The organism is Paenibacillus ottowii (assembly GCF_006874425.1).
GTDB classification, from domain to species: Bacteria; Bacillota; Bacilli; order Paenibacillales; family Paenibacillaceae; genus Paenibacillus; species Paenibacillus ottowii.
This window is the reverse complement of the sequence record NZ_VIJZ01000005.1, coordinates 131,065-157,407: the sequence shown is the minus strand read 5'-3', so window position 1 is coordinate 157,407 and position 26,343 is coordinate 131,065. Positions and strand designations below refer to the sequence as shown.

The following is a 26,343-nucleotide window of genomic DNA, read 5'->3' as shown; positions in this document are numbered from 1 at the left end:
AATTATTTAGGGTTAATAGTTATGTTATTATTATGGATAACCTCAATTTTAACGTTAGGATATTCTTTGTCAAATTGTTGGATGATTTCGTTACAACTTCCACATGTATCTTTTTCAGTGAAGAGTTTGATATTTCCTGATGCATTGTGGTTATCACCTAATCGATCTGCTACATCATTTAAAATTTTATACTCTGTATCCCCATCTCTCATATATATATTTCCTTCTGCATCTGGAGCTTCAGTTGCCTTGAATTTTGGATTGTCGGGTTTGAAAGAGAACTCTTCAGTTCCAGGTATTTTTTTAGCAGAGCTATGAATTTTACTATGGGCATAAAAGTCTTCCTTCTTAACCCCGGACACCTTCACTTCTGCATATGCGAAGTTACCTGTTTCTTTGTATTTGTTTGACAATCGACCTCTAGCCTTCGCGACCTCATCAATAAAATGTTGATCCATTACAGAATCGATTCGGCTAGTTGGAAATCTGTTTACTGTTCCCTGAGCAACACCGCCTGGCTTCTCAACTTTATTAGGTTTTGAATTTGAAGGGTGGGGTGACTCTGTTTTTTCGTTTATAATTTTAGGTCTTGGATAAACCGGTTCTTTAACTGGCGGATTTAGTATAGTTTTCGGCTTGAAAAATGAACCGGCTCCCTCAACGATCGCTGCTACACTAATGATATTGGACAAATGGTCTGGTGACAAAGGGTCTTCAGGTGTCAAAGCTCCGCGTATAGCTTCTGTTATTCCAAATGTAGCAAAATTGATTGCGTCACTACCAGAGTTACCTTGATTACGTGCGCGCTCCATATAGGCTTGATACAATCCTTTAGGTATACCAAATGACCAATAATCTAAAAATTCACCAATGGAGTTTAATTGATTTTGAGACCTTACGTTATTAGCCTGCTCTATGCCTTTGTATAATTCAGCTAGGCTGTTTGCTGTTTTTTGAGAAGCATGTGCCTGCTCCATGGCTAATTGACTTTTTATCATCGCGCTGCTACCTGTATAATCCAGGTAACGATCCCACCAAGACTTAGGCTTCTCAGCTTGTTGTTTAGGCTGTTGCTGTGCCATGCGACTGTCGTAATCGGCTCTCCAGCGTTTTCTTACTTCTTCCGGAACCTGCTGATACGCATGAACCATGGCATTCGATTCTTTAAGCAGGTTCTGTACTAGTTCCAATGTGCCGCCGGAATGCGCTATATGACGGGCGCTCGTAAACACTTTCCCAAGAATCCATTTGCTATAATAGGCTTGTTTAGCTTTCTCATGCTCGTGTATACTAATCAACCCTTGCATGGCCAAACCAGCCAAGTGTTTCAAAGGATGAATGCCGTTCCCCTTACTGCCTCCAACGGTAGGGGTTCCTTTGCTCCGAACAGGGATCGCTGCGGTTGCTCTCAGAATTACACCTCCCGCAGGTCCACTTAGCGCTCCTACAACAACGCCAGCCACTTTCCCCATTACCGGAATGGAGCCTAATAGCTTGGATACTGTCCCCATCATGGCATTCGCTTGTTGAAGCTTTGCTGGACTGGTGACTTTTGCTTTAGGAGGAGAGGCTTGGCTGCTTGATGATGTCTTAGCTGCTGATGGAGCTTGCGCCGCCTGATATGCTTTGATGCTCATCAATGGAGGTTCTGGAACAGGAGGGAGGTCAGCAACGAAAACTGGAGCTTTTACCGTACCTTCTTGATAAATCACTGGGGCTTTGGTGTCTGTCTCACCATCCAATACCATGCTGCTGGCTCCACCTTTTAAGTATAGCGCCGTTCCAGCTTCCAGTGAAAGTTCCTGTCCAGCAACAAGCTTCACGTGACCACCTTGAATTTGCACATTCCCGGGACTGTCAATCGTAATTCCATTACTTTCATTCAGTGTTATGGAAAATTCACCGGAGGTGGATAGGTTCAGTTCATGCTCAGACATTTTGACACCGCTACCTTGCACATGTTGCCATACCTTTACATTTGGCTGTCCATTTGTGTGGCGTTGTTGTCGCAGCGAATCAGTGACATAGGCATCCTGTTCGCGGTGTGTGGGCAGATACAATTCCACCTGTTCCCCGATCTCAGGCATATCGTACCAGCCACTGTGTTCTTCGGCGACATAACGGGTAGACACCGGAAACCAGCAGGCTTTGACAGAATCTTGTTTCGGATCGATGTCCAGTTGAAGCTGTACAAAATCCTGCTGTACCTTCAGCACCGTTCCTGTCAGCGAAATTCCAGTAGCCTGATCGTTTTCATACCGTGCATAGCGGATATCTTGTTCGGCTTGAAGATCGTAACGGGTACGCAGTAAGCCATCTGCTAAGGTTGTCACGGCTCGAACCACGACCAGTTCTTTTCCTTGCCCGATAGGTAACGTGATGAGGTCGCCCAACGCATAGTATTGCAGGCTTTCGATCATATAGGTGATATATGAGCCAGCACGTTCTCTCAGCTTTTCCGCATCCCGTTCATGAAACGTTTTTCGTACACGATAAAATACATCCCGTTCTACCTTATGCTGCTTGCCTTCGGGCATCCCGAAGAAAACCTTGGGCGAAGCTGCGGTTACCTCTGGCACAAGTACGGAACCAAAGCGAGAAGCGAGGCGTTTTAAAAACGCCCAATCAGTTTCCTCATATTGTAAAACAAATGTCTCTAGTTTGGCATAGTGGCTTACCGTATCAATGGCATCTCCGTACTGATATTTTCGAACCAGCGTAGTGACCAGATCATCATAAGTACGGTGAATATCTTGATAGGAGCGTCTTTTACGTTTAATATCCATCTGGTATGAATGGGAAGCGGCCTCCAGTTCAAATGTATACACGCCTCGCACACAGTGTACAGACATACGTGTAACAATCCCATGGAACAGCCTTCTCAGCGATTGTCCCTGATCATTCAACTGACGAATCACAGTCGGTTCTTGCTCCATATTTTGACCGATACAAGCGGCTCCCTGTTCTTCGGAGAGTATGCCACTGATATGTAAATAGGCATGATCGTTAATGGTACGTGTTATTTGAAGTTGTTCGATGTGTAATGGCTGAAAGGGACCATAAAAGCGTAGGCTTTCATATCCGATCCAAGCTGATAATACGCTCAAGTGAGTTCATAACTCCTTTCTAGATGCGATGGGTATTTCCAAGTAAAGTACGTCATCTTGCATTCGCTTCTGATTACAGATGCAGTAGATGAGTATAATTTGTGAGTCAAGATAGATATGTAATGTATTCTGGGGGTGTTTTGTATTAAGAAATGATAGGTGATATTTAATAAACAACCCAGCATATGTATTTATCGGTTAAAAGAGAGATTTAGTTTACAGAATGACCCATTCATTATGGTATTTACTATGTGTAAATCTGGAATTGGAAGTTATGAGAGGGACGTATAAAATGGAAAAAAGCATATAATAGGTGGTAAGAAGATTCCAAAGAGTTATTTATAAAAGATTGAGCTTTAATGAGAGAGGGGGGTTCAGGTTATGCCAAAAAACGATAATATGCTGGCCATTTTATGGATGCTGAATTCGGGTGTAAAAATGACCGCAAAACAAATATCCGAAAAGTTAGAAATCAATATAAGGACAGTTTATCGGTATATTGACGCTCTATGTGCCAGTGGAGTGCCTATAATATCCGACACGGGTCATCATGGCGGGTATAGCTTGCTGAATAATTATATTAGAGCACCCTTACTATTTGATATGGAGGAAAAAAAGGCACTCCTTCATGCTGCTGTTTTTGCAAAAGAGGCTGGATATCCTTTAAGTGAGGCATTAAGCAGTGCGACGTCAAAGTTGAAAATGTACTCGAATCAAGAGCAGGAAAGTATACTTAGCCGTCATTTAGCCGGATTTGAAGTGATAAACCGCATGGGAGATCCTTCTCTTCAGCCGGTATTGATCGAATTGGAGCAGGCTGTAGCCAACCAATTCTCTGTTGAAATGGATTATCGCACAGGTCATGAAGAACAACCCAAGAATAGGGTGATAGACCCCTATGGGATGGTGTACTGGAACAACAAATGGTATACTGTTGCATTTTGTCACCTAAGGAATGAGATCCGTAGTTTTAGGGCAGAGCGGATTTTACAGATCAAGCGTACTCCAAACCTATTTAAGCGTCCTGAGGCTTTTTCGGCTCGTGAATTTTTTATGCAAAATCTGTTACCTGATTTAGTAGGTAAGGATGGTTTAATTTCTTTAACGATTAAAGGCAGGTCAGAGGCATTGGATGACTTATGTTTGCATTGGTTTTTGGGGCATCATCTGAAAGAGCGAACCGCTAACCAAGCCATCTTTTTGCTTGAGGAAAAATCACTTCATACATATGTCCCTTATTTACTCCTACCCTACGGGAAATCCATTCAAGTCATCGAGCCACAGAGCTTGAAGGAAAAACTAGTTGCTGTTGCGTCGGAGTTAATAGAATATTATCAACGCTAAAAGCTTCACTGACAGTAGATGTCAGTGAAGCTTTTTTATAATGGGGATAATCACGGGTTACCGAGGGCTGGTATCACTTGATAAATTATAAAATAAGGAGAACCTGTGAATGAATAGGACGGTATATCTTTATGTATTTGACACTATGGCAGACTGGGAGATCGGTTACTTAACTGCCGAACTGAACTCGGGGAGATATTATAAAAAGGGGCTGGTCCCATCCAAAATAGTTACCGTGGGAATGGAGAAGACTCCTGTCACTACCATGGGCGGATTGAAAATCCTGCCTGACATCAAACTGGATGAGTGCAGTATTGAAAGCACAGATGCATTGATTTTACCCGGTGGAAATACATGGACAGAAACCATTCATCAACCGATCTTAAAAATTGCTGAGAGATGTTTAGAGGAAGGTATATGGGTGGCGGCGATTTGTGGTGCTACCATCGGACTTGCCCAGGCAGGACTGCTGAATGCACGTTGGCATACAAGCAATGATCTGGAATACCTTAAAATGATCTGTCCCACCTATACGGGCGGAAAGTATTACAAAATAGAGTCTGCTGTGACGGATGGAAGACTGATCACTGCATCTGGAACGGCTCCGTTGGAATTTTCCGTACACGTTTTGAAAGCTCTGGGTGTGTTTTCTTCTAAAACATTAGAAGCCTGGTATAGTCTTAATAAGACACGTGCACCCAAATATTACTATGAGTTGATGGATTCAATTCAATGAAGGTATAAGTATTAAACTGAACTGTTACGAGCATTTAAAGGAGGAGTTAAAATGACTGAAAGCAGAGAACACATGGGAGTGTCAGGTAAATATACAAAGAAGGGGGTGCCCAACGGCTTTACATCTATTACCCCGTTTATAACCGTGAAGAATCCTCCAGAAGCGATAGAGTTTTATAAAGCGGTTTTTAATGCAAGAGTTAAGGATATTACTGGATATCCTGATGAGAATGGCAATAAAATCATTGTTCATGCGGAATTAGATTTTGGAAATGGTTTTTTGCAGCTGGGGGCAGCGAATCCGACATATCAATTGGTCTTGCCGCCAGATGAAGGAAATGCGTGTTATTCTTTCGGAATTTATGTAATGAATGTGGATCAGGTCATTGAAAATGCGGTAGCAAGAGGAGCGAAAGTAAGGGAACCCGTTACAAACTTTGTTTCAGGCGATCGATTCGCAAGTATATTGGATCCCTGTGGAGTAAGATGGTCGATTATGACCAGGATCGAGGATTTGTCCGAAGAAGAAAGCAGTCGAAGGGTTGCTGAATGGGCCAAAAGCTTTAGTGGAGAATAACAGGATGTATCAGTGTTTTAGTTCCTCGATATGTGTCTAGTTGATAAATGGGGAGAGGTAATAAGCCATGTTAAAACGTATAATTTTACCCTTAGCTGTTATCTTTGTGTTCGTTTCTTCTGTTTCAGTTGAGAGCGCGCATGCGGGATCTAAATTTAGATATAATGTTGAAGTTGCTGTAAATAACAATGTTTTGACATTAAATCCATTTGGAGAGAAATCCACAAATCCCAATAATAGCACTTTGACAACAGACACCAGTCCGTATATAGAGAAATCCACCAACACAGTATACGTCCCTATTAAATTCATATCTGAGGGTTTGGGAGAGTCTGTCTCGTGGAACAGGCCTACACAAGAAGTTACAATTAAATCGAAGAATGGTACAATTATACGATTAACCGTGGGTAGCAAAGTTGCATACGTGAACGATGAAGAAAAGATGATGCCGAATGCTCCCGTTATGCAAGAATATCCAAATCGGGTTATGGTTCCTCTTAGATTTGTTTCGGAAGTTGTGGGAGCTACAGTAAATACAACGACAGTCAATGGAACATTACATGTTGACATTGAAAAATAATACTTGATTGCTTGGGAATGGGTAACAAACTAATTGCTTCTTTAAGTCTTGGGCCGTGAAACCCGCTCTTGAGCGGGTTTTTGCCCTCCCGTGATTTAAGTATGCATACTCTGCCGACTTTCAAGTGTTTGTATTGAGTTTAAACTTCTCCAATATTCCTATTTTCGTTCATTCTTCGTTTTTAATGTTCTTCCGGCAGTTAGTATATACTGCAAAGGGTCATCATTTATTTTGAGATACGACAGACTTTGAGACACGCTGTCTTCCGGATTAACTTTTGGACGTTTTCGATCCGGGATATCTATAGACGCGAAGTCTGCATCCATATCCAACGTTTGATTAAATAAGCAAATGATGTGCAAATCTTCTTTCCCTTCTCTAATCGTAGAGCCTGTCCGATTTAATCCACTCTCCGTAATACTCCCTCTGGTTTCGCCTGCTGAGTTTTTCTCTTCCACAAGCCTGAAATTTTGAATATCCAGTGCAGAAGGATTGTCAAGAATGAAGCTTCCTCGGTCCGCTTCTATTACTTTTTGAAAAATCTTGCTTTGGTCAAAAGACGGATTTTTTAAAATCACTTTGTTGTTCCTGTACTCAAACGGGATATTCATACTTCTCAGCAATACTCCAAGCGGAATGACAAAGGCATCCTGAATCACTTCGGGCTGAGTGTCCATCTGTGCTAAAGTATCGTTCAGTTTATATGTTTTTGCTCCCTTTTGAAAAACAATTTCATTTGACCTCCACCTGATTTTTGCTTCTTGAAGTTTAGTGTTATAATCGACTTTTGCGCCAAGAAGCTCGGCAACGGAACGAAGCGGAACCATAAGACGTTTTTCTTCATTAACGTAGGGACCAATCGGTGTACAGTACAAAACGTCATAGTCATTCACTTTGAGCAAAGAGGTTCCATTGACATGAATAGAGCGATTAATCGGTGCTGCATTAGCGTTATAAGAAGAGGTTCCAAATATAGCACTCACAAGAACTGCAAAGGATACTACAGCCGTGCTATAAAAATATTTTCGCTTCATTTTTCACCCTCCGTTGAATTGAGATAGGTTGTATAAAATCGCATGTTTGCTTTGGAGCAGTGATAGGTTTGTCCTTCTTGAACGCATGTGGAGTGCGTACGTTTTAGGATTGAGTGCTGTTCACTGTTACTGCATTACACAATGGCAAATAATTTGGAAGATATACAGGAAAGACAGTAAAGAGGGGCGGCGCGCCCCTCTTATTTTCGTAATGCTGAGCATTTTTATTTATTTACAGAAAGTGCAGCACTTCATTTTCACAATTGAACATCATAAAAAAACTTTTTTCTCATTCAATGATCTTGCTATATTCGATAAAAGCTGAACTGTATTCCTTATCTCATCTTCCGTAGTGTCCGGGTGAATTGCACAGATTCTGAGAACAGTCTTTCCATTGAGTTGTGTCGTAAGCACTGTGGCGTACCCGTTGGTCACCATTTCTTGGGAGATCCTTTTATTGAGTGAATCTAATTCCTGGTCGGATAGCCCAGGTGGTGCATATCGAAAATTAACAATCGCTAATTGCGCGGGGCATACAATTTCCCAATGATTATGTTTTTTGATTTCATCTTCAGCCCATTCTGCGAGTTGAACTCCATGCTCTATCACTTCACCGACAGCATTCGTGCCTAAAGCTTGCAGTGTCACCCATAGTTTCAGACTTCGAGCAGGCCGGGTTAACTCAGGCCCCAAATCCCAATAATTAATATGTTCTTCATCAGACTCGGCATCCTTCAAATATTCTGGGCGTGTGCTGAAGCAGTTTTTGAGTTGCTGCTTATCTTTGGCTAAAACCACGCTACAGGAATAGGTCTGCATTAGCCATTTGTGTGCATCCCAGGTGATACTATCTGAACGCGATATCCCGCTCAAAAGAGACTTATATTTCGAAGAAGCCAAAATCGACGCACCGTAAGCTCCATCCACGTGTAACCAAATATTATGTTTTTCACATAGGTCAGCAATTTCGTTTAACGGGTCAATGCTTCCTGTATTGGTTGTGCCCGCCGTGGCAATGATCGCAAAAGGCTTCATGCCAGCCGCCTGATCATCCATTATTTTTTTCTCTAAGGCTGAAACATCCATACGAAAATTTTTATCACTTGGAACCTTTCTGATTTGATCACTACGGAATCCGAGGATGCGTAGCCCTTTGGCGACCGATGAATGAGTTTGATCTGAAACATAAGCAGTTCCAATGGCATATTCCTGCTCGGATAACCTTGCATTACGTGCAGCGGCTAAAGCGGTCAAATTCGAAAGTGATCCGCCCGACAGAAATAAGCCCCCAGCAGTATCAGGATATCCTGCTTGGTCACACATCCATCGGATCACTTCCCCCTCTAAAAGGCTTGCGCTCGAGCTCTGCATCCAGCTTCCGGCGTGGGTATTATACGCACAGGTCATGATATCTCCTAACCAAGAGTAAACAGACACGGGGCTAGGAACCATTGCAAAAAAACGAGGGTGTTGCATGAAGGCTTGATGAGGATAGACGTTTTTCCTCATTTCATCGACAACCTCTTTTACGGGTCTTCCTTTTTTGGGAAAGCCAATTTCCCTTAAATGAGCTATTGTATCCTCATCTGCAATGTTGATTACTTTTTGAGATCGAATGTTATTGTTTTCTGCCATGTATGAATGTATGAACTCCTCAATAATCTCACCTAATTGCTGATTTGGTTCTTGATTCATCATAAGCATCTCCTTTGTTTAACTTCAACCAAAGTATAATATAACATCTGTTGTCATTTTGTGATATTTACCGATTTCATCATTACGTTTATTTTTATGCACTTCGCTATTACGTAAAGTAATTTTCAAGGGCAAAGATGGCTGTAAAATCGCCGTTCAGTGCAAATGCTGGAAACGTGATGTTGGGAACCGATATAGTACTCCGACTCAAACCTGGTAAGCAGGCAGATACATAGTTGCTGTGTTGATTGGATGGTAACGACTTAATTTTACAAGGCAGCAAGGAGGCGGGGGAGCTTGAATATAGGAGGGGGAACCTTAGTTATCTGAAAAGTATTAAAAAAAGAATGTATAGTCACTTGTAAGAAAAGGGTTCGAAAACGCTTTGCCATATGTTGCAAATGAGCTGCTTAAGAATTTGAAAAATGACACTAATTAGAGCTCCAAATTTTTTTGGATTTTTATATCCAATGTTTAAACTGGGAGTAAAAAAATACTGGTGGCCCTTAAAGATGTATTAGGAGCCACCAGTACAAACTATTTATGATATTGTTACATAATAAAAGCTATCTTTCGATACAGACCTTAATCTTGACTAAGAATTATTGTCCAATTTGTTCTAAGATTTGTGTGTAAGCATTCCTATAATGATCGGGGTTAGGATCTTCTCCTATGATCTTGGGTACGTCAAAGTCAGACAGCAGGAAATGGTGTTTGGGTTGAACCTCATGCCTTGCTAAGCAACTCTTGCAACAGGACAAGGGACAGCCGTCAATTGCAATGATGTCACGTCCCGATTTGGCTGTTCTGACAAGGGGTTTGACATCACCACCAACACCAGCTATGCAGGACATTTCAGCGACTTTTTCTCGATCCATTTGTATAGCGATCATGTTAGCGGTTTGTGCTGCGGAGGAACATCCAGAACAAGAATAGACAAGAGGTAAATCAGTTCTTTTCATCTTTGTACACTTCCTTGTTTTTTCTTTGTGATCGATCACAGTATCTTTGGTTTCAGCTGAAATAAATTTAAAATTGTTTGTATTTTAACTTAAATTTACAGTCTAAACCGTGATTGTGATCACGACAATATTTTGCGAAATCTATTATAGAGCTAACTGTGTGTATGTAAATCAGCCAGATCCCCTTTTTAACTTAATTTTTCTAATAGAGAATTAGCCCTATCTAAATATAAATCTGGGTCGTCATCCTTGATCAGCATTAAAATTTCTTGCAATATAAAATAAGCGCTTATTAAGTTGTAGTATGTCTAGTTTGTTGCAGTGTACGATCTGCTTTTAAAATGTAAACCTAAAAAATCTTAGATAATGCGATCAATAGGCTAGAGAATATTTGTGAAGTGCATGACGGGAGGGTCAAGCGAATCCCGTCTTTTACCCCTTCCATATAGATGAATTGCTTATCCTGACTTAGCTAATATCCTATAGCTTCTTCCCATTCGGATTAACGTAATCATTAATATAATAAACAGAAATTTCTCCGGTTTTATTGTAAATTTTTGGAATTATTTAATGATATCAGGATAATACAGACTGAAGCATCAGACATCATTTTTTTTGGATTGCCATCTCATAAGCAGTAGTTGGCATAAAATCATCCAGTTTTTTGCATGTTTAACATCTTTCATTTTTCATTAATTTTAAATCTAATATTCTAAAAATGGGGAAAACAAAATGAAACCAGTCTTAAAGCATAATTGGGATTTAGCTGAAACGGAAGCGATAAAGTTACAACAGGAGTTATCTAAAAAAGTTACAAAAGAGGATCAATTCCCTGAAATTCATTACGTGGCTGGGGTAGACGTGGCATATAGTGAACAAAGTGATTTATTAGTTGCAGCAATCGTTATTTTAGAAGCACACTCTTTAAATATAGTGGAATCAGTAATAGTTGAAGATTCTGTGCAATTCCCTTATATCTCCGGATTGTTTTCATTCAGGGAGCTACCATCTATAGTTAAAGCATTTAGACAAATAAAGACCTTTCCTCAGCTTGTAGTTTGCGATGGTCAAGGAATTGCTCATCCAAGACGATTTGGATTAGCCAGTCACTTAGGAGTAATCTTTGATATTCCTACAATTGGCTGTGGCAAAACGAAGTTATTGGGGGATTTCCAAGAACCATCTAAAGAAAGAGGTGCATGTTCATTATTAATGGACCGTGAGGAAATCATCGGAAGTGTATTAAGAACCCAAGAAAACATTAAACCTCTTTTTGTATCCGTAGGTCATCGTATTTCATTAGAAACAGCCTGCAATTGGATTCTAAAGCTCTCTCCACGTTATCGCTTACCAGAAACAACTCGACAAGCTGACCAATTGGTGAAAAAAGTTTTATCAAAGATATATTAATAGACTAATTAGCTTTATCGTGATAGCTAAACGCCCATCACGATAAAGCTAATTTTGTACATAGTGATCAACTGATACAGCAACCGAAATTCGGAGAAGATAAACACTTTTAAGAATTATTCTAGTCTCTTCCTAATTTACTATTCAGCTTTCTTTTGGTTAATAAATAATTAAAAATCTCACTTGTTTCTTGTAACTTACTAGACTTAATCAAATTGTTTTTATCGTCCCATTCCTGATAACTTAACTCCACCCCCAACTCGTGTTCGCTTACCGATTTAAGTTGTCCATTCTCATACCATTGAGTCCTTTTTCCCTTCGTCTGACCATAATGCATAATTTCTTCAGATTTTCTCTCCCCGGTATTATAAAACTCTCGAAGTAATCCATGTTTAAAACCATCTTTATAAAAACTAAAATATCGTAATTGACCGTTATCGTATAATTCATAGGCTAATCCTGTAAAAGGAGTTCCACCCTCATCTTCAGGGTTGTCCAAAATTTCATCACTAGTAGAAGAAAACCACAAGTCTTCAAAATCCACCCCATTTTTCTTGACATAATCTAAAGTGTATAATTCATTTTTGTTTTCCATGATTATGTTTCAAAACCTCCGGTATAAAATTCGTTCCCTGTGTTATATATTCGCAATGAGGGCAACGTGGCATAGGGGTCCCTATAGGCATTTTTTTATTTATTTTTCTGGCAGAAATAACAAAGATCATAAAATCAGATAATCGGGCATCTGGCCTTTTCAATAAAGCTCTGTTTAAGGCTTTTACTTCTGCATGAGATCCTGCTCCAGCCGTCTTTATATATTCTTCCTTTATCTTTGCAGGCATATTAGTAATTCTTTCGTTAATTATTTTGTGCTGTTTCGAAGGTAGATCTCCTTTAGGATTATTAATATCAAAATAGTACTGCCCTGTTTTCTTATCTAATACCCCTGCTAAGGCTGGACCTAACTCATTTTTACTTAATCCTGTCTTTTTTACCCTGTCTAGTTCCTCGTGCACTGCTCCCCTCAAATTAATTCGTTGATGAAGTTCAGTAGAACTCAGTTTCCCATATTTAGCTCTTAGTTCCTCCAAACGGCTTTGTTTAGGTACTCCCCCACTTTTGGGTGGTTCAATAGGTTTAAAAGGCGCAGATTTTACGACTCCTGGTTCTTCAACGATAGATACTGGAGTTTTAATTGATTTAGAAGGTATCTTTATGTTCCTACCAAATTTAGCACCGTATAAACTTCCAACCATCTGAAATTCAGAAAATACGCTGCTGACAATAATCGCATTTGCCTGCCATTTTGGGATTTCTTCGCCTGTCCAATAGTTCTTTCCTTCTCTAGCTGCTTTGATCTGTTCTATAAAAATATCCACATTTTCTGGTTCGTGATTTAATTTGATTTCCCCATTTTTGATAGCTTCGTTATAGGCAAGAGTGGCTTGAGCTGCTTTCTGATCGGTAACTCCATTTTTACTGAGAACCCACATAGTACCCATAAATTTTTTATCATACTCATCGAAATTATAGGATACTTTGGCTTTTTCAGCTGCCATGTAGCTGTCATAATTGGCTCTCCAACGTTGTCTCAGATCTACAGGAACCTGCTGATACGCATGAACCATGGCATTCGATTCTTTAAGCAGGTTCTGTACTAGTTCCAATGGGCCTCCGGAATGCGCTATATGACGGGCGCTCGTAAACACTTTCCCAAGAATCCATTTGCTATAATAGGCTTGTTTAGCTTTCTCATGCTCGTGTATACTAATCAACCCTTGTATAGCCAAACCAGCCAAGTGTTTCAACGGATGAATGCCGTTCCCCTTACTGCCTCCAACGGAAGGGGTTCCTTTGCTCCGAACAGGGATCGCTGCGGTTGCTCTCAGAATCACACTTCCTGCAGGTCCACTTAGCGCTCCTGCAACAACGCCAGCCACTTTTCCCATCACTGGAATGGAGCCTAATAGCTTGGATACTATCCCTATCATGGCATTCGCCTGTTGAAGCTTTGCTGGACTGGTGACTTTTGCTTTAGGAGGAGAGGCTTGGCTACTTGATGATGTCTTAGCTGCTGATGGAGCTTGCGCCGCCTCGTATGCTTTGATGCTCATTAATGGTGGCTCAGGCACAGGAGGGAGGTCGGCCACGAAAACAGGAGCTTTCACCGTTCCTTCCTGATAAATCACTGGAGCCTTGGTATTCGTCTCACCATCCAGTACCATGCTGCTGGCTCCGCCTTTTAAATACAGTGCTATTCCAGCTTCAAGTGAAAGCTCCTGCCCAGCACCCAGCTTCACATGACCACCCTGAATCTGCACATTCCCCGGACTGTCGATGGTAATGCCGCTACTTTCATGCAGTGTAATGGAAAATTCACCGGAGGTGGATAGGGTCAGTTCATGTTCAGACATTTCTACGCCGCTACCTTGGATATGTTGCCATACCTTCACATTCGGCTGTCCATTGGTGTGGCGTTGTTGTCGCAGCGAATCCGTTACATAGGCATCCTGTTCGCGGTGTGTTGGCAGATACAATTCCACCTGTTCCCCGATCTCAGGCATATCGTACCAGCCGCTATGTTCTTCGGCAACATAACGGGTGGCTACAGGGAACCAGCACGCTTTAGCCGGGTCTTGCTTGGGATCAATGTCGAGTTGAAGCTGGACGAAATCCTGCTGTACCTTCAGTACCGTTCCTATCAGCGAAATTCCAGTAGCCTGATCGTTTTCATACCGCGCATAGCGGATATCTTGTTCAGCTTGAAGATCATAACGGGTGCGCAGTAGGCCGTCCGCTAGCGTAGTCACGGCTCGAACCACGACCAACTCTTTACCTTGTCCAATGGGTAACGTAATGAGGTCGCCGAGCGCATAGTATTGCTGACTTTCAATCCTATAGGTGATATACGAGCCAGCACGTTGTTCTCCTAGCTTTTCCGCATCCAGTTCATGAAACGTTTTCCGTACCCGATAGAATACATCCCGCTCCACCTTATGCTGCTTGCCTTCTGGCATCCCAAAGAAAACCTTGGGCGAGGCTGCGGTTACCTCTGGCACAAGTACGGAACCAAAGCGAGAAGCGAGACGTTTTAAAAACGCCCAATCGGTCTCATCATATTGTAAAACAAATGTCTCCAATTTGGCATGGTTGCTTACCGTGTCAATGGCATCTCCGTACTGATATTTTCGAACCAGTGCTGTGACCAGATTATCATAAGTACGGTGAATATCTTGATAGGAGCGCCTTTTACACTTAATATCCATCTGGTATGAATGGGAAGCGGCCTCCAGTTCAAACGTATACACGCCTCGCACGCAGTGTACGGACATACGTGTAACAATCCCATGGAACAGCCTTCTCAGCGATTGTCCTTGCTCATCCAACTGACGAATCACAATGGGCTCTTGCTCCATATTTTGACCGATACAAGCTGCTCCCTGTTCTTCGGAGAGCATGCCACTGATATGTAAAAAGGCATGATCATTAATGGTGCATGTTATTTGAAGTTGTTCGATGTGTAGGGGCTGAAAGGGACCATAAAAGCGTAGGCTTTCATATCCGATCCCATCTGATAATACGCTCAAGTGAGTTCATGACTCCTTTCTAGATGCGATGGGTATTTCCAAGTGAAGCACGTCATCTTGCATTTGCTTCTGAATTATCGAAGCTGCAGATGAGTACAACAGTGAGTCAAAATAGATATGTATTACAAGGTTTGTACGCTTTAAAGGGACGAGAGGTGATATTTAATAAACCACCCAGCATATGTATTTATCGGTTAAAAGAAGGATTTAGTTTACAGAATGACCCATTGGTTGGGGGATTTAATATGTTTATTTTTGGAAGTAGGAGGATGAGAGGGAAGTGTAACATGAGTTAATATAGGAATATGGTAATACGCCACATGGTTTGCTATTTCAATGCTTTTTCATGCTGCCAAAACAGATACTTAAAACTAAAATGATGCCCTATCCAAACGATCTAAATTTAAAAATAAAGGAGTGATAGAATGATAAGAGGACTTGTACTTTTAACTGGTGGGAATATTGAAGATTACTTACCAGACTTATATGAGTGGAGTCATACTGAAAGCGAAAAAGAGCAACATACTTGCCGACCCATAATCGAACTTCCTCCATATAACAATTATAAAGAGAATGTACTGAAAAGGCTTGCAAATGGGCAATTAATATATATCTTGGTTGATAAAAGTAACAGTAATAAGCGGATAGGAAAGATACAGCTTTTTGACTATAATTCTCGGAATAAAAGTGCCGAGATCGGATACTACTTGCCTTTAAGGCATAGGAAGCAAGGATATGCAAATGTATTACTTGAGTTATTTTTAAGCACAATGTTGAACGTAAGGATTTAGAGTTGAATAAAATTTACGCGACGGTTGCAGCGTGTAATCAAGTATCCATAAAATTATTAGAAAAATTCCATTTTAAGCTGGAAGGGACTTATCGAGAGCATTACTGGTTTAGTGATGGTTCGATATGCGATCAATATCATTATTCTTTGCTAAAAAGAGAGCATGCTAGCTTAGCTGAAAAAGAAATAGAAGGAAATTGAACGCTGGGCACCTATGAACCTGGTCATACCCCTGTCAAGTAGACAGGGTATGACCAAGTTGGTAGGTTTTTTAATTTGTCTTACGTTATGGGACACAGGCTCAGTCCTTTTAGTTCAATTCGTCTTGATGACTATGCTTGCAACTTACCCGCACGAATATCATCTGTCATGCCTACGTAAGGTGCCTGGACAATCAACTTCTCGTTGTTCACACCTGCATTTTCAATGAAAGTAATATGCGAATTCAGGAACTACATGCTTCGGATAAGTCTCATACTTTTCACGCGATTCTTCCATCAGAGGGATGAAATCATTTTGATAGCGTACTTTAATCTCTGGATGCACATGCACCCATTTCGGAAAGAAAATAATACCATGCATGGTCAATGAAATAGCTGGATGGGTTCATTATCGGAGAAGCTTCGCCGAAAGAATCATAAACTTTAAGTCGGTATAAGTCGATTAAATAATTAAGGGCTTATATATACACAAATTTCTATATTAGAACATACCTAGCAGTGAACTTAGGCCCAGGCATAGAAGCCGTATCTAAAAATAGAATTCATTCCAGGAGGTAAGCTATGAATAAGAGAACAGGCTTTAGATTTTTAGTTGTAATTATGATGATTTATGTATTTACTTTTAATCTGGGTGTGGAAACTGTAAAGGCAAATTCCGTATATTATGTTTCTACAACGGGGAATGACATCACTGGAACCGGTACACTATCAAATCCATGGAAAACCATACAAAAGGCAGCAGATACCATGACAGCCGGAGATACCTGCATCATACGAGGTGGTGCATACCGAGAAACAGTAACACTTCATACTTCCGGAACTTCTGCAAAACCCATAAACTTTGAGGCTTATACAGGAGAGAACGTAACGGTATCCGGTGCCGATCCGGTTACTGGCTGGAAAAATTACTCCGGATCCATCTATTATGCGGAAATGAAGGGTTCCCTTGGAACAAAAAATCAGCTATTTGTTAATAAGCAAATGCAATTTGAAGCCAGATGGCCCAATTCACCAACACTTGATCCCTTAAATTCAAAATATGCAACAGTTGATTCCGGTTCCACTACAACCATCAAGGATGGAAACTTAACTCAGGCACCTGGATACTGGGTTGGCAAAACGGTTTGGAGTGTTCCGGGAACAGGCTACAAATCTTATAAAAGTACCATTACCAGCTCAAGTGACGGCTCCATTACCTTTGATCAAATAGATACTGCAGCGACAGGCGGTAACAGCTATTATATTACTGGTAATCTTGAAGATCTTGACAGTGCGGGAGAATGGTATTATGACAGCATTACTGGCAGACTTTATTTATGGGCACCTGGTGGAGTTGATCCGAATACTTTGACAGTAGAAGCAAAGAAGCGGACTTATGCATTTGATTTAAGTTCCCGCTCTTACATAAATATTACCGGAATTAATATCTTTGCCTCCAGCATTAAAATGTCTAATTCTAATTATTGTAAAGTTTCTAATATGATTGCGGAATATGTCAGTCATGATTCGGATGTTACCAGACAATACAGTACAGGGATATTTATGTCCGGTACCAATAATGAGCTTAGAGACAGTACTTTGACCTACAGTTCCGGTAATCTGGTGAGTATAGAGGGAACAGGAAATAAGGTAATTAATAATCTTATTCATGAAGCAAATTATTCGGCAGCGGATATTCCGGCAATCTATCTATTGGGGGCAAACCATCTAATCAGTCATAATACGGTATATAACGCTGGGCGTCATCTGATATTTATGCCTACCCAAAACAGCCAGATACAATATAATAATCTGTACAATGCAGGAAAGCTGACAAAAGACTGCGGAATACTCTATGAATTTGCTTGGGATGGGCAAGGGACGGTAATTCATCATAATTACATCCATGATAATCTGGCAAAGAATTATTCCGGCACTGGTATCTATCTGGATAACGGTAGCAAGGGCTATATTGTGCATCATAATGTTGTATGGGGAAACTATACAGGGATAAGATTGAATACACCCAGTAATTTTAACCTGATTTATAACAATACCACCTACAGTAACGGAAATGTAGGATATTGGGGAAGTAATTTTCAGTCAGATATGTACGGTGACAGAATTTTCAACAATATCTTTACTACAGCCTTTACACTGCCTGGTACTCATATAGAGGGAAATAATATTACCTCAGAAACCAATCCGTTATTTGTGAATCCCACAGCATATGATTTCAGGTTGCAGTCTACTTCTCCAGCTATTAATGCAGGGGTTGTAATATCTGGAATCACGAATGATTATGTTGGTGCGGCACCGGATATTGGAGCATATGAGTTCGGTGGAACTGACTGGACTGCCGGGCATGATTTTTCTTCACCTCCGGACCCGGTTTTTGAGAGTGTCAGCTTACCTTATGTTAATAACGTAAGGCAATCTGATTTCGAGAAAGGAATAATCTCACCATGGGCAGCAACATATTCAGATACTGCTGCAAGTGTATCGGTACCAAGAAGCGGCTCTAAGAGTGTTAGATTGGGACCCGGAGAAGATGGTATCGAGCAGGTACTTACGGGGCTAAGTCCTAATACCAGCTATATGTGTACCGCCTGGGTTAAGGCAGACATAGGCGAGCGGATTCAGATTGGCGTTAATGGCTTTGAAGGAACGGATGCATCCGCAACATCTGACAGTACATCCTGGACAATGGTAAACATTCCTTTTACAACCGGAGCAGGCGCTACCAGGGCAACAGTGTATGCTTACAAGAATCCTGGTACAGCATATGTTTATGTGGATGATTTTGGGGTAGTTGAGCAATAAATTATTTTACTGGTTTTATGTTTGACAGGATTGTCAGAAAGTCAGAAAAACCAAGACTGCCTTGGGGCAGATGGATCAGGAGGGACACTTTCAGTAGAAAATAAAAAAAGAAAGACATAAGACTCTGATCTAAAAACGATAGATTTTCCGCCAAGGGGCGACCAGGCCTTAGGGTCATCATTTTTGTACACTCAAGGCATGTAGAGTGCGTGGTAGTAATATATCGAGATCAGAAGCATTGATGGACTAGGGTTTAAGAGTAACTTGGATATGTTCCTGCATTCAAAAAATGCTTTAGGGTTGAGTGCGGGAACATATTTTATTTACATACAGAAGGTACGTGAAGTCGATGGTATTGATATTTTCGAAGTAATTAGGATGTATCAGAGTTAATCAAATTACAATTAGTTCAAACTTATTAAGAAGTTTGGGTTACACAATGGACGTAAAATAGCATTGAATTGGTAGAGGCTGTAAAAAAAGCCTTAGAGAGCATAACTATGGAAGTCAGTCACCTCTACATTTAAATAGAAATGCTGGCTTTGCGAGGACGATTGCAAACCATTTTGATTTAATTGTTAAATTCTATTACATAGTACAAAAAAGTTAATAAATACACAAAAAATTAGATTATGTCATCTCAAAATGGTATATTTGCCCTTTACATGTTGGGGCTGTTTAGCATCAAAAGAGTTTTTTTGAATTTTTAAAATGTAAAGAAGGTACAAAATACCAATAAAGAGATTAAGGCGAGTATTGTCCTGTTTAAAAATTTTAAAGTGTTTTCATAGTCCTTGGTGTCATAATAAAAGTAAACAATTTTATTTGTTATTATAATAAAATGCTCTTTATCGCTGTCTACACTACTACTAGTTCTTATTTTAGGAAGTAATATAGTGTAATTTGCGCCATTTGAATGTCCTTTATATAAATTAAATGACATAAACAATATTGGGTTAATTAATAAGTTACCACTACGATACAAAAAAATGGTGAGGATAACAAAAATAAAAGAAATTTCAATTAACTGTTGTGAAAGGGAATTAGATAAATTTAAATTAAAAGTGAAAAATGGAAGTAGAAAAAAAGAGAAAAATTCACTCATTGTGTTATTTGCTAAGTTTTCTGAATTAATTATGATATTGGAGCTAGGTTGCTTTTTGTTTTTTATTCTCAACTTTAAGAAAAATATTAGAATAATTAATATTAAAATTGATAATATAAAAAGAGATAGAAATAGATTGTGTGTTTCATTCATGTTTCTTATTATCAAAAGAAGGAAGAGAGGGAATTGAGCTGCTATTAAATACAAGAAATAAAAAATGAAATAGATAAAGTTCAACCCCCTTTCTTTATCTCCATTTAATAATATAATTATTATATCATGATTACGCAAAGAGTGGGAACCTATGTTCCTGAATTTCTAATTTTTATTTAGTTTATTGAATGTTTTATAATAAACTAGCTCACCTATAATATTTTCAGCAACTCTTTCTGAAAATAAATAAGTTATAAAAAGTGGGGCGATTTTTTCATCAGTAACAGTAAAATTATTTGTATGTTTATTAAAATTCAGGCCAACTTTATAGCCTTCACAGTATTTTGAAATTGCTTCTTTATTTTTTATAATAAAGGTTGGTATCTCATTTTTATTTAAAGATATTTTTGCTACAGAACGAGCCATGTAGCCTTTATTTAATTCTACTTCAAGTTTTTTATAACCTATTATTACATTTGACTCACTCAGGGATTCCATAGCCATCTGTTTTTTTATTTTTGTGTAGTTTTCAAAACAAAAAATCTTTTCAAAAAAATCCATAGACAATATATAATAATTTTCGGGAGTAAGAATAAATGAAATATCATTATTAATTTTGTAAAACCCTTTTTTTTCGACACTAGTTAATTTATTGTTTATAATTGTTCGTAGATCCGTTTTTGCTAATGAAGTCCTAGACTGGTTACAAAATACAAGTAAAGTTGACCCCTTAAGCTTCAATCTATGAATAATCAAATTGACCTCATCACTTGGGGGATAACCAGTTCCTTCATAGTTCTCGATAACCAGTTCTTCGTGAGACAACTTTTTAGCAATAATTTCATTTGAATCAGAAGAACTAACAGATGTGTTGACTTGTTCATCAGTAGTGTCTGACGAATCTAAATTTTTGTCAGTAAAAAAGCTTTGGATTCTATTAGTATTTAATAATAAGCCTGCTATATTGTATTTATAAATAAATTCGGGATCGCGGTCTTCAGATTTATATTCTTCTACATACTGTTCTTTGATATGTTTAATATTATTTATTATATTGATCTGATCGTTAGATGCCATATCTATATTTTTTACTGACCATTTTTTGAATTTTTTTGAAGTCTTAATGAAAAATGAAGTGTCATAAATTAGATCATCAATCGAAAATCCTTCGCTGTGAGATGTAGTAACTTCACTAAAATCTAAAATAATTTCTTTCGATAATTGTTTCATGATGACCTCCAAAAATGTCAGGGTGAAGGCCCCTAAAGAGGTTCGTTCTCTTTAAGGGTTTCTATTCATTTTATTTTTGTTTTTCCTATAAAATGTTTGCTCTTACTATTGGGGGAATATTTAAAAATTAAATAAAAAATTGTGGGTTGAAATTACTATTAATAGTGGCTCATCCAATAGACTTTTTTGCGAATTTTTCCAGAATGACTGAACTTGGATGATTCGATAAAGAGACTAGTTTATTAACCAATGCTATTGGGATTAAAGCATTGTCATACATATCACATTTCAATTTTTCAATGCTCTTTAATATGACGTCAATGTTTTTATAATCTGTTATCTTAGGAGCAATCAAAATTTCAGCATTATCAATAGGAACTGTTACAACGTACATCCGATCATCTTTTGATTTATATATGAGCTTGCCACTATAATAAGAAGTTCGTGCGTACGGTTCTTTGCTTTCTGGGTCCCCAGGTATAATGTATTTATAAATGTATTTATTATTCAGTAACAAAAAAGTATCTGGCTTCATTTCTTTTGAGATTTCATTAGCATGCTCAACAAATGCTCCGCTTTTTTCAAGCCCAGCCAAAAATAGATTATGTGTTGTTAACAGATAATTGGTTAGAGATCGCATTGGCTTATGCAAATTAGCTGTTTGTCCGAAAAACCCCAATGGACCATCTTTAATTAATAGCATTTCATTAAGCAAGCTTTTTTTAATTTCTAGAACAGTTTTAATTAGGTGAATTAGAATAACGTGTTCAAGAAGGTTGGTTAAGTAGCCTAAAATTCCACCTGCACCTAACTCGTTATCTATAGCCTCATGCAATCTAAAGACATCAGTTAAGTAAATAGTATCTTTACATTCGGTACATTGGAAAGTAAATGATGTAGACATAGTTTCTTTTATTAAATTTATATTTGAACTGCCACAACATGGGCAAGTTGATAAATTCCATTTATTAATCTGTAGTTCCTTCTCTCTATACTCTTCAAACAAAAACCATGATAAAGTTTTTAAGAAATTACTCTTCTTAGAGTCTCCCTGTTCTTTTGGCTCATTCATAAAAAAATTGTAAATCGTTGTTCTAACAGAGTTTGTTAGATTTTTTTCACTCTTAATGATAATATTTTTTGTAGGTAACACTAATTTAAAACGTTCAATATTTTTTAATTTTGAAATATCATCAGGACTAATAAATGCTTTGTTAGCTATCTCATTCAAATCATCCATACTAAAACCTGATGCTCCAAACTGAAAAAAACTTATATTTGAGGAAGGAAATTCATTTTTCACAAAAATTTCCGTATACCCTCCATCAATAGCAAAAACATGATTAATAGGTGATTTAACGTCACTTTGCACTGAATGCATGTTATAAGATGGAAAATCTACTTCATCACCACTTTTAGGCAAGACACAGTCATTTATAAAACTTTCAACGACTGGGTCGTTAACAATATGAATATGTGATGTTTTACTTGCTAATTCATTAGGTCTCCTACCATTTTTGCTCATATATCCCATATCATTTCACCTTTTTCGCTGAAAATCGATCTATTTGAACTGGAACAATAAAGGGATTGGAATAAGTTTTAATTCGAACAAATCCTTTGTCGCTGCCAGCACTGAATCGAACCAATCCATCAGTAAAATCAGCAAAGTCATAGTATTTTCTTAATTCTTTCAACTCATCATCGTTATTTAAATGAGCTATAAACCAATTTTGAGTATTCTTTAAGATATTCGAACTTATAGAACTTACCTCTTGTGTGGCATATGTTAACCCTAAATATAACTTTGCTCCTTCTTTTGCAATCCTATTATAGATTTGGCTTAGATCTTTATCATCTTTTTTAGGGAACAGATTATGTGCTTCCTCGAAGTAAAACTGTATAAAATTATTGGGTTTATTATTAATAAAATTACTCATAGACTCTGAGAAAATCTTATGGCAAATTCTTTCAGAATAAAGTCTTTGTATCTCAGGATCTCCTTGAGATAAATCAATAATTACTATTTTCCCTTGTCTAAGTTCTGTAGAAATTTTCTCTTCGAAGGATTTATTAGATTTTTCGGAGTGAAGTTTTATTAGTGGTTTTAGTTTTAAATAGCCACTTACAAGTGAAGATGTACCTGGCTCTTTATGCCTTGTCAAAAAACCTAAAATTGCTTTTAGTTCTTCGTCAGCCCACTCACGTCCCTTATCAGAAGAGTACTTTTTGAAATATTCCAAAGTTTTATAGTTCTCCCACACTTGGCTAAACCAAATTGTTGCTTCATCAGGACTGATGCCAATTTCAGGAGTAATAGGTACTTTTCGAACAAGTTCATTTAAATCTTTTTGACCTTGAAACCGAATCTTAAAATTATTTGGAAGTGGGAAGCCAGCCTTATAAAGGCAGCATAAGTATGCAGCCAGTTTTCTGTCATAGCGTATTTTTACTGAACGATCCTGATCATAATCATCCGGTTTTTCTAAACTAACAGAAAGGAAACTACTGACATAATCAGCTTTTTCATTTACTTGCTTAAAATGATTTCCAATTAATCCAAAACCCGATTCTATATCAGCAAAAAAATTAACTTTCATTATATTAAAGTCTTCTTTTTCCAAAACGCTATATCTAACGACCTTATCTTTATACAATTCAAATATTGCTGTACCTTCATCTTGCATATTTGCGTTTGCGTATTCTCCATTTATATCAAATATAATTTGCCCTACAGGGAATTTTGGGATTCCACGATCATCAAAAGGATCAAGGTTATTATTTGGATTTACGTGGGCTTTTGTTATATCAGAGTCGGCTTTTTGGCTTAAGTCCTCAACAGATTGAATAACTTTTTTAACTGTATTGGATTTACCTGTCCGAGTCATCCCGAACATGGCAGTCCTTTTCCCTAAAAAGTCTTGGGAATTTACGTAAACTGGTACATCGGTGGCTTTTTGTTGGAATCGAGAACTTGAACTATAACGTACTTTGCCAATTTTAATATCGCATTCTGATCCAGGAATTTTATCTCCATCTCTCAGATTTGCAATAAATTCAAGTACGTCTTCAGTCGGCTTATAGACACTGTAATTATGAGCGCTGTAAAAGTTTTCGACATCAGCACCAAATAGTGTTTTATCATTATCGTCTTTATAAAAGGTTCCTAATATTCTACATTCAACTCCGGAAAAACTAAATTCATATCTGGTGTATTCGTCCAATTTACTTTCTTTTCCGCTAGTTTTCATATTGTCTTTATAGTATTCGATCATTGAACTAATTACGTCGTTGTCAGTAGGTAACTTTGTGGGTTTAATCACTCGGATAAGTAATGCTTCGCTGATTATATCTTCATTTTCATAAAAAGCTAACAAAAATGACCCTTGTGCAATTCCGCCTACATTGTATTTCCACGAATCAGCCACAAGTAATAGAGCTCTATCGTAATCTAAACTAAATGGGCGACCAACAAATTTATCTGGTTGTTTTGCCTGTGTGAAAATATCGACACTTGCAAGTTTTTTTATAGCAGTAATAAGGCTCATAGTTCCTCCTAAAATAAGATAGTTATGGGACTGAAGCACGTAAATTTATTATACTAGAAATAGGCAATTAGTAATAGAAATTCTTTTTGTAGAGCATATTTTTCTACTGTGTTATAATGTTGGGAGCTCTTAGATGAAAAGATGAATTATGCATATATTAAAAAGAGGATAAGTGGAATGGTGAATATGAAAAGATTTCCGGTTCGTTTCAAAAATTTTAAGCCGTATTATAAAACAGATTTCGGTAGAGCCTTCTTTGCAGACTCCATAGAATTTATAAAAAGCTTGCCGAAAGAAAGTGTCGATTTAATTGTCACATCTCCACCCTTTGCACTAATAAAGAAAAAAAGTTACGGGAATGAATCCTCGGATAATTATGTGGAATGGTTTATTAAAAATTTTGCCGCGGAGTTTAAGAGAATATTAAAGCCATCTGGAAGTCTAGTTATTGATATCGGTGGTTCTTGGAATCAAGGTAATCCTACTAGATCTCTTTACCATTTTGAGATGCTACTCAAACTTTGTTCTAAAGATGTTGGATTTAATCTTGCTCAAGAATTTTATTGGTACAATCCTGCAAAAATGCCAAGTCCCGCTCAGTGGGTTAATATTGATCGAGTGCGAGTAAAAGATTCAATTAATCCTATTTGGTGGCTCTCGAAATCTGAAAATCCTAAGGCAGACAATAGAAGAGTCTTATCACCTTATAAAGCCAGTATGAAGAAACTGATGAAAGAGGGTTACAACGAAGGACCGCGCCCATCTGGGCATAATGTATCTGATCAATGGGGAAAAGATAATGGTGGAGCCATACCTCCCAATTTACTTTGTTACAATGAATTAATAGACATGATGCAACAAGATAATTTGCTTGAAATTGCTAACACCATATCGAATGACAAATATTTAACTAAGTGTAAAGAAAATGGAATACCTCCTCACCCTGCAAGGTTCCCTATGCTGTTACCGTTATTTTTCATTAATTTTCTTACTGAACCAGGGGATGTGATATTTGACCCATTTGGTGGAAGTTGTGTAACAGGGGAAGCTGCGGAATCAACGGCACGATTTTGGATCTCTTCAGAAATTGATGAGGAATATGTGAAAACATCGAAATACCGTTTTAATAGTTTTAAAAAATAAATAGATTTATGCCTCTTATTCAAAGTGAAGTCAACCAAATTTACTTTAGGAGGGTTTCTACTGCTATTGAAGCGGCAACCCTAAATTAAGCACCAGTTAAAACAGGGGTTAAACATGCATTTTAGACTATTTTCGAGTGAGTTTTTTTATTATTTTTGGTGCAGTACCACCATAAGATTGGGGTAGCTAGATACTGCTACGTTCAGATATAATGATATTTAATCAGAGCCGAGAGCACATTGTTCTTGGTTCTTTTACGTTCCTCCAAAAATTTTCTTCCTCCTCTTTATAATCAATATTCAGTGTTCACTTGAAACTAG

At 38.3% G+C, this 26,343-nt stretch carries 18 protein-coding genes and 1 pseudogene; 9 read left to right on the top strand and 10 right to left on the bottom strand.

Annotated elements, in window-relative coordinates:
* Positions 1 to 2: 2 nt before the first annotated feature.
* A complete protein-coding gene (locus tag FKV70_RS13825) occupies positions 3 to 3,107 on the bottom strand; it encodes a deaminase domain-containing protein (protein WP_142613211.1) in 3,105 nt (1,034 codons plus the stop codon).
* A gap of 381 nt (positions 3,108 to 3,488) precedes the next feature.
* Between FKV70_RS13825 and FKV70_RS13820 the strand changes: the two genes are divergently transcribed.
* The 4 genes from FKV70_RS13820 (at position 3,489) to FKV70_RS13805 (ending at position 6,343) form a co-directional block, all read left to right on the top strand.
* Complete coding sequence (locus tag FKV70_RS13820; protein ID WP_063213177.1) at positions 3,489 to 4,451, top strand: helix-turn-helix transcriptional regulator; 963 nt, start codon at positions 3,489 to 3,491, stop codon at positions 4,449 to 4,451.
* 109 nt (positions 4,452 to 4,560) lie between these two features.
* Positions 4,561 to 5,187 (top strand): type 1 glutamine amidotransferase family protein, encoded by a 627-nt coding sequence (locus FKV70_RS13815; RefSeq protein WP_063213176.1) that lies wholly within the window; start codon positions 4,561 to 4,563, stop codon positions 5,185 to 5,187.
* Positions 5,188 to 5,238: 51 nt separating this feature from the next.
* A complete protein-coding gene (locus FKV70_RS13810) occupies positions 5,239 to 5,763 on the top strand; it encodes a VOC family protein (protein WP_142613210.1) in 525 nt (174 codons plus the stop codon).
* A 67-nt stretch (positions 5,764 to 5,830) separates the two neighbouring features.
* Positions 5,831 to 6,343: a copper amine oxidase N-terminal domain-containing protein gene (locus FKV70_RS13805; protein WP_142613209.1), complete on the top strand. Its 513-nt coding sequence runs from the start codon at positions 5,831 to 5,833 to the stop codon at positions 6,341 to 6,343.
* A 158-nt stretch (positions 6,344 to 6,501) separates the two neighbouring features.
* On the opposite strand, the gene FKV70_RS13800 is transcribed toward FKV70_RS13805, so the two are convergent.
* From FKV70_RS13800 to FKV70_RS13785, 3 genes are all read right to left on the bottom strand, one after another.
* On the bottom strand, positions 6,502 to 7,377 hold the full coding sequence (locus FKV70_RS13800) for a copper amine oxidase N-terminal domain-containing protein (protein WP_142613208.1): 876 nt from the start codon (positions 7,375 to 7,377) through the stop codon (positions 6,502 to 6,504).
* Positions 7,378 to 7,647: 270 nt separating this feature from the next.
* A complete protein-coding gene (locus tag FKV70_RS13795) occupies positions 7,648 to 9,075 on the bottom strand; it encodes a pyridoxal phosphate-dependent decarboxylase family protein (RefSeq protein ID WP_142613207.1) in 1,428 nt (475 codons plus the stop codon).
* Positions 9,076 to 9,674: 599 nt separating this feature from the next.
* Positions 9,675 to 10,034, bottom strand: coding sequence for a putative zinc-binding protein (locus FKV70_RS13785; protein WP_013311396.1), 360 nt, complete (start codon positions 10,032 to 10,034; stop codon positions 9,675 to 9,677).
* A gap of 732 nt (positions 10,035 to 10,766) precedes the next feature.
* On the opposite strand from FKV70_RS13785, the gene nfi reads away from it, so the two are divergent.
* Positions 10,767 to 11,444, top strand: a complete 678-nt coding sequence (nfi, locus tag FKV70_RS13780; RefSeq protein ID WP_142613206.1) for a deoxyribonuclease V — start codon at positions 10,767 to 10,769, stop codon at positions 11,442 to 11,444.
* A 121-nt stretch (positions 11,445 to 11,565) separates the two neighbouring features.
* Here the strand turns inward: nfi and FKV70_RS13775 are convergent, their stop codons facing one another.
* Both FKV70_RS13775 and FKV70_RS13770 read right to left on the bottom strand, forming a co-directional pair.
* Positions 11,566 to 12,039, bottom strand: coding sequence for a toxin-antitoxin system YwqK family antitoxin (locus FKV70_RS13775; RefSeq protein WP_142613205.1), 474 nt, complete (start codon positions 12,037 to 12,039; stop codon positions 11,566 to 11,568).
* Positions 12,023 to 15,031, bottom strand: coding sequence for a YwqJ-related putative deaminase (locus tag FKV70_RS13770; protein ID WP_142613204.1), 3,009 nt, complete (start codon positions 15,029 to 15,031; stop codon positions 12,023 to 12,025). The genes FKV70_RS13775 and FKV70_RS13770 overlap by 17 nt, the downstream gene beginning before the upstream one ends.
* Positions 15,032 to 15,456: 425 nt before the next feature.
* Between FKV70_RS13770 and FKV70_RS13765 the strand changes: the two genes are divergently transcribed.
* Together FKV70_RS13765 and FKV70_RS13760 are read left to right on the top strand one after the other, a co-directional pair.
* A complete protein-coding gene (locus FKV70_RS13765; RefSeq protein ID WP_142613203.1) occupies positions 15,457 to 15,822 on the top strand; it encodes a GNAT family N-acetyltransferase in 366 nt (121 codons plus the stop codon).
* A gap of 2 nt (positions 15,823 to 15,824) precedes the next feature.
* Positions 15,825 to 16,022: a GNAT family N-acetyltransferase gene (locus FKV70_RS13760; protein WP_142613202.1), complete on the top strand. Its 198-nt coding sequence runs from the start codon at positions 15,825 to 15,827 to the stop codon at positions 16,020 to 16,022.
* A gap of 131 nt (positions 16,023 to 16,153) precedes the next feature.
* Here the strand turns inward: FKV70_RS13760 and FKV70_RS13755 are convergent.
* Positions 16,154 to 16,403, bottom strand: a pseudogene (locus FKV70_RS13755) (phenolic acid decarboxylase); the annotation flags it as partial.
* Between the two features lie 200 nt (positions 16,404 to 16,603).
* On the opposite strand from FKV70_RS13755, the gene FKV70_RS13750 reads away from it, so the two are divergent.
* On the top strand, positions 16,604 to 18,844 hold the full coding sequence (locus FKV70_RS13750; RefSeq protein ID WP_142613201.1) for a right-handed parallel beta-helix repeat-containing protein: 2,241 nt from the start codon (positions 16,604 to 16,606) through the stop codon (positions 18,842 to 18,844).
* 1,423 nt (positions 18,845 to 20,267) lie between these two features.
* Here the strand turns inward: FKV70_RS13750 and FKV70_RS13745 are convergent.
* The 3 genes from FKV70_RS13745 to FKV70_RS13735 all read right to left on the bottom strand — a co-directional run bounded on the left by FKV70_RS13745 (position 20,268) and on the right by FKV70_RS13735 (position 24,880).
* Positions 20,268 to 21,332: a Kiwa anti-phage protein KwaB-like domain-containing protein gene (locus FKV70_RS13745; RefSeq protein WP_142613200.1), complete on the bottom strand. Its 1,065-nt coding sequence runs from the start codon at positions 21,330 to 21,332 to the stop codon at positions 20,268 to 20,270.
* A 169-nt stretch (positions 21,333 to 21,501) separates the two neighbouring features.
* Positions 21,502 to 22,866, bottom strand: a complete 1,365-nt coding sequence (locus FKV70_RS13740) for a DNA double-strand break repair nuclease NurA (protein WP_142613199.1) — start codon at positions 22,864 to 22,866, stop codon at positions 21,502 to 21,504.
* Between the two features lies 1 nt (position 22,867).
* A complete protein-coding gene (locus FKV70_RS13735; protein WP_142613198.1) occupies positions 22,868 to 24,880 on the bottom strand; it encodes an ATP-binding protein in 2,013 nt (670 codons plus the stop codon).
* A 177-nt stretch (positions 24,881 to 25,057) separates the two neighbouring features.
* Here FKV70_RS13735 and FKV70_RS13730 point away from each other — a divergent pair, with 177 nt between their 5' ends.
* Positions 25,058 to 26,023: a DNA-methyltransferase gene (locus FKV70_RS13730; RefSeq protein ID WP_142613197.1), complete on the top strand. Its 966-nt coding sequence runs from the start codon at positions 25,058 to 25,060 to the stop codon at positions 26,021 to 26,023.
* The last annotated feature ends 320 nt before the right edge of the window (positions 26,024 to 26,343 follow it).

Coding starts and splice junctions, on each gene's coding strand:
- FKV70_RS13820 (WP_063213177.1), top strand. CDS start 3,489: ATGCCAAAAAACGATAATATGCTGGCCATTTTATGGATGCTGAATTCG.
- FKV70_RS13815 (WP_063213176.1), top strand. CDS start 4,561: ATGAATAGGACGGTATATCTTTATGTATTTGACACTATGGCAGACTGG.
- FKV70_RS13810 (WP_142613210.1), top strand. CDS start 5,239: ATGACTGAAAGCAGAGAACACATGGGAGTGTCAGGTAAATATACAAAG.
- FKV70_RS13805 (WP_142613209.1), top strand. CDS start 5,831: ATGTTAAAACGTATAATTTTACCCTTAGCTGTTATCTTTGTGTTCGTT.
- FKV70_RS13800 (WP_142613208.1), bottom strand. CDS start 7,377: ATGAAGCGAAAATATTTTTATAGCACGGCTGTAGTATCCTTTGCAGTT.
- FKV70_RS13795 (WP_142613207.1), bottom strand. CDS start 9,075: ATGATGAATCAAGAACCAAATCAGCAATTAGGTGAGATTATTGAGGAG.
- FKV70_RS13785 (WP_013311396.1), bottom strand. CDS start 10,034: ATGAAAAGAACTGATTTACCTCTTGTCTATTCTTGTTCTGGATGTTCC.
- nfi (WP_142613206.1), top strand. CDS start 10,767: ATGAAACCAGTCTTAAAGCATAATTGGGATTTAGCTGAAACGGAAGCG.
- FKV70_RS13775 (WP_142613205.1), bottom strand. CDS start 12,039: ATGGAAAACAAAAATGAATTATACACTTTAGATTATGTCAAGAAAAAT.
- FKV70_RS13765 (WP_142613203.1), top strand. CDS start 15,457: ATGATAAGAGGACTTGTACTTTTAACTGGTGGGAATATTGAAGATTAC.
- FKV70_RS13750 (WP_142613201.1), top strand. CDS start 16,604: ATGAATAAGAGAACAGGCTTTAGATTTTTAGTTGTAATTATGATGATT.
- FKV70_RS13745 (WP_142613200.1), bottom strand. CDS start 21,332: ATGAAACAATTATCGAAAGAAATTATTTTAGATTTTAGTGAAGTTACT.
- FKV70_RS13740 (WP_142613199.1), bottom strand. CDS start 22,866: ATGGGATATATGAGCAAAAATGGTAGGAGACCTAATGAATTAGCAAGT.
- FKV70_RS13735 (WP_142613198.1), bottom strand. CDS start 24,880: ATGAGCCTTATTACTGCTATAAAAAAACTTGCAAGTGTCGATATTTTC.
- FKV70_RS13730 (WP_142613197.1), top strand. CDS start 25,058: ATGGTGAATATGAAAAGATTTCCGGTTCGTTTCAAAAATTTTAAGCCG.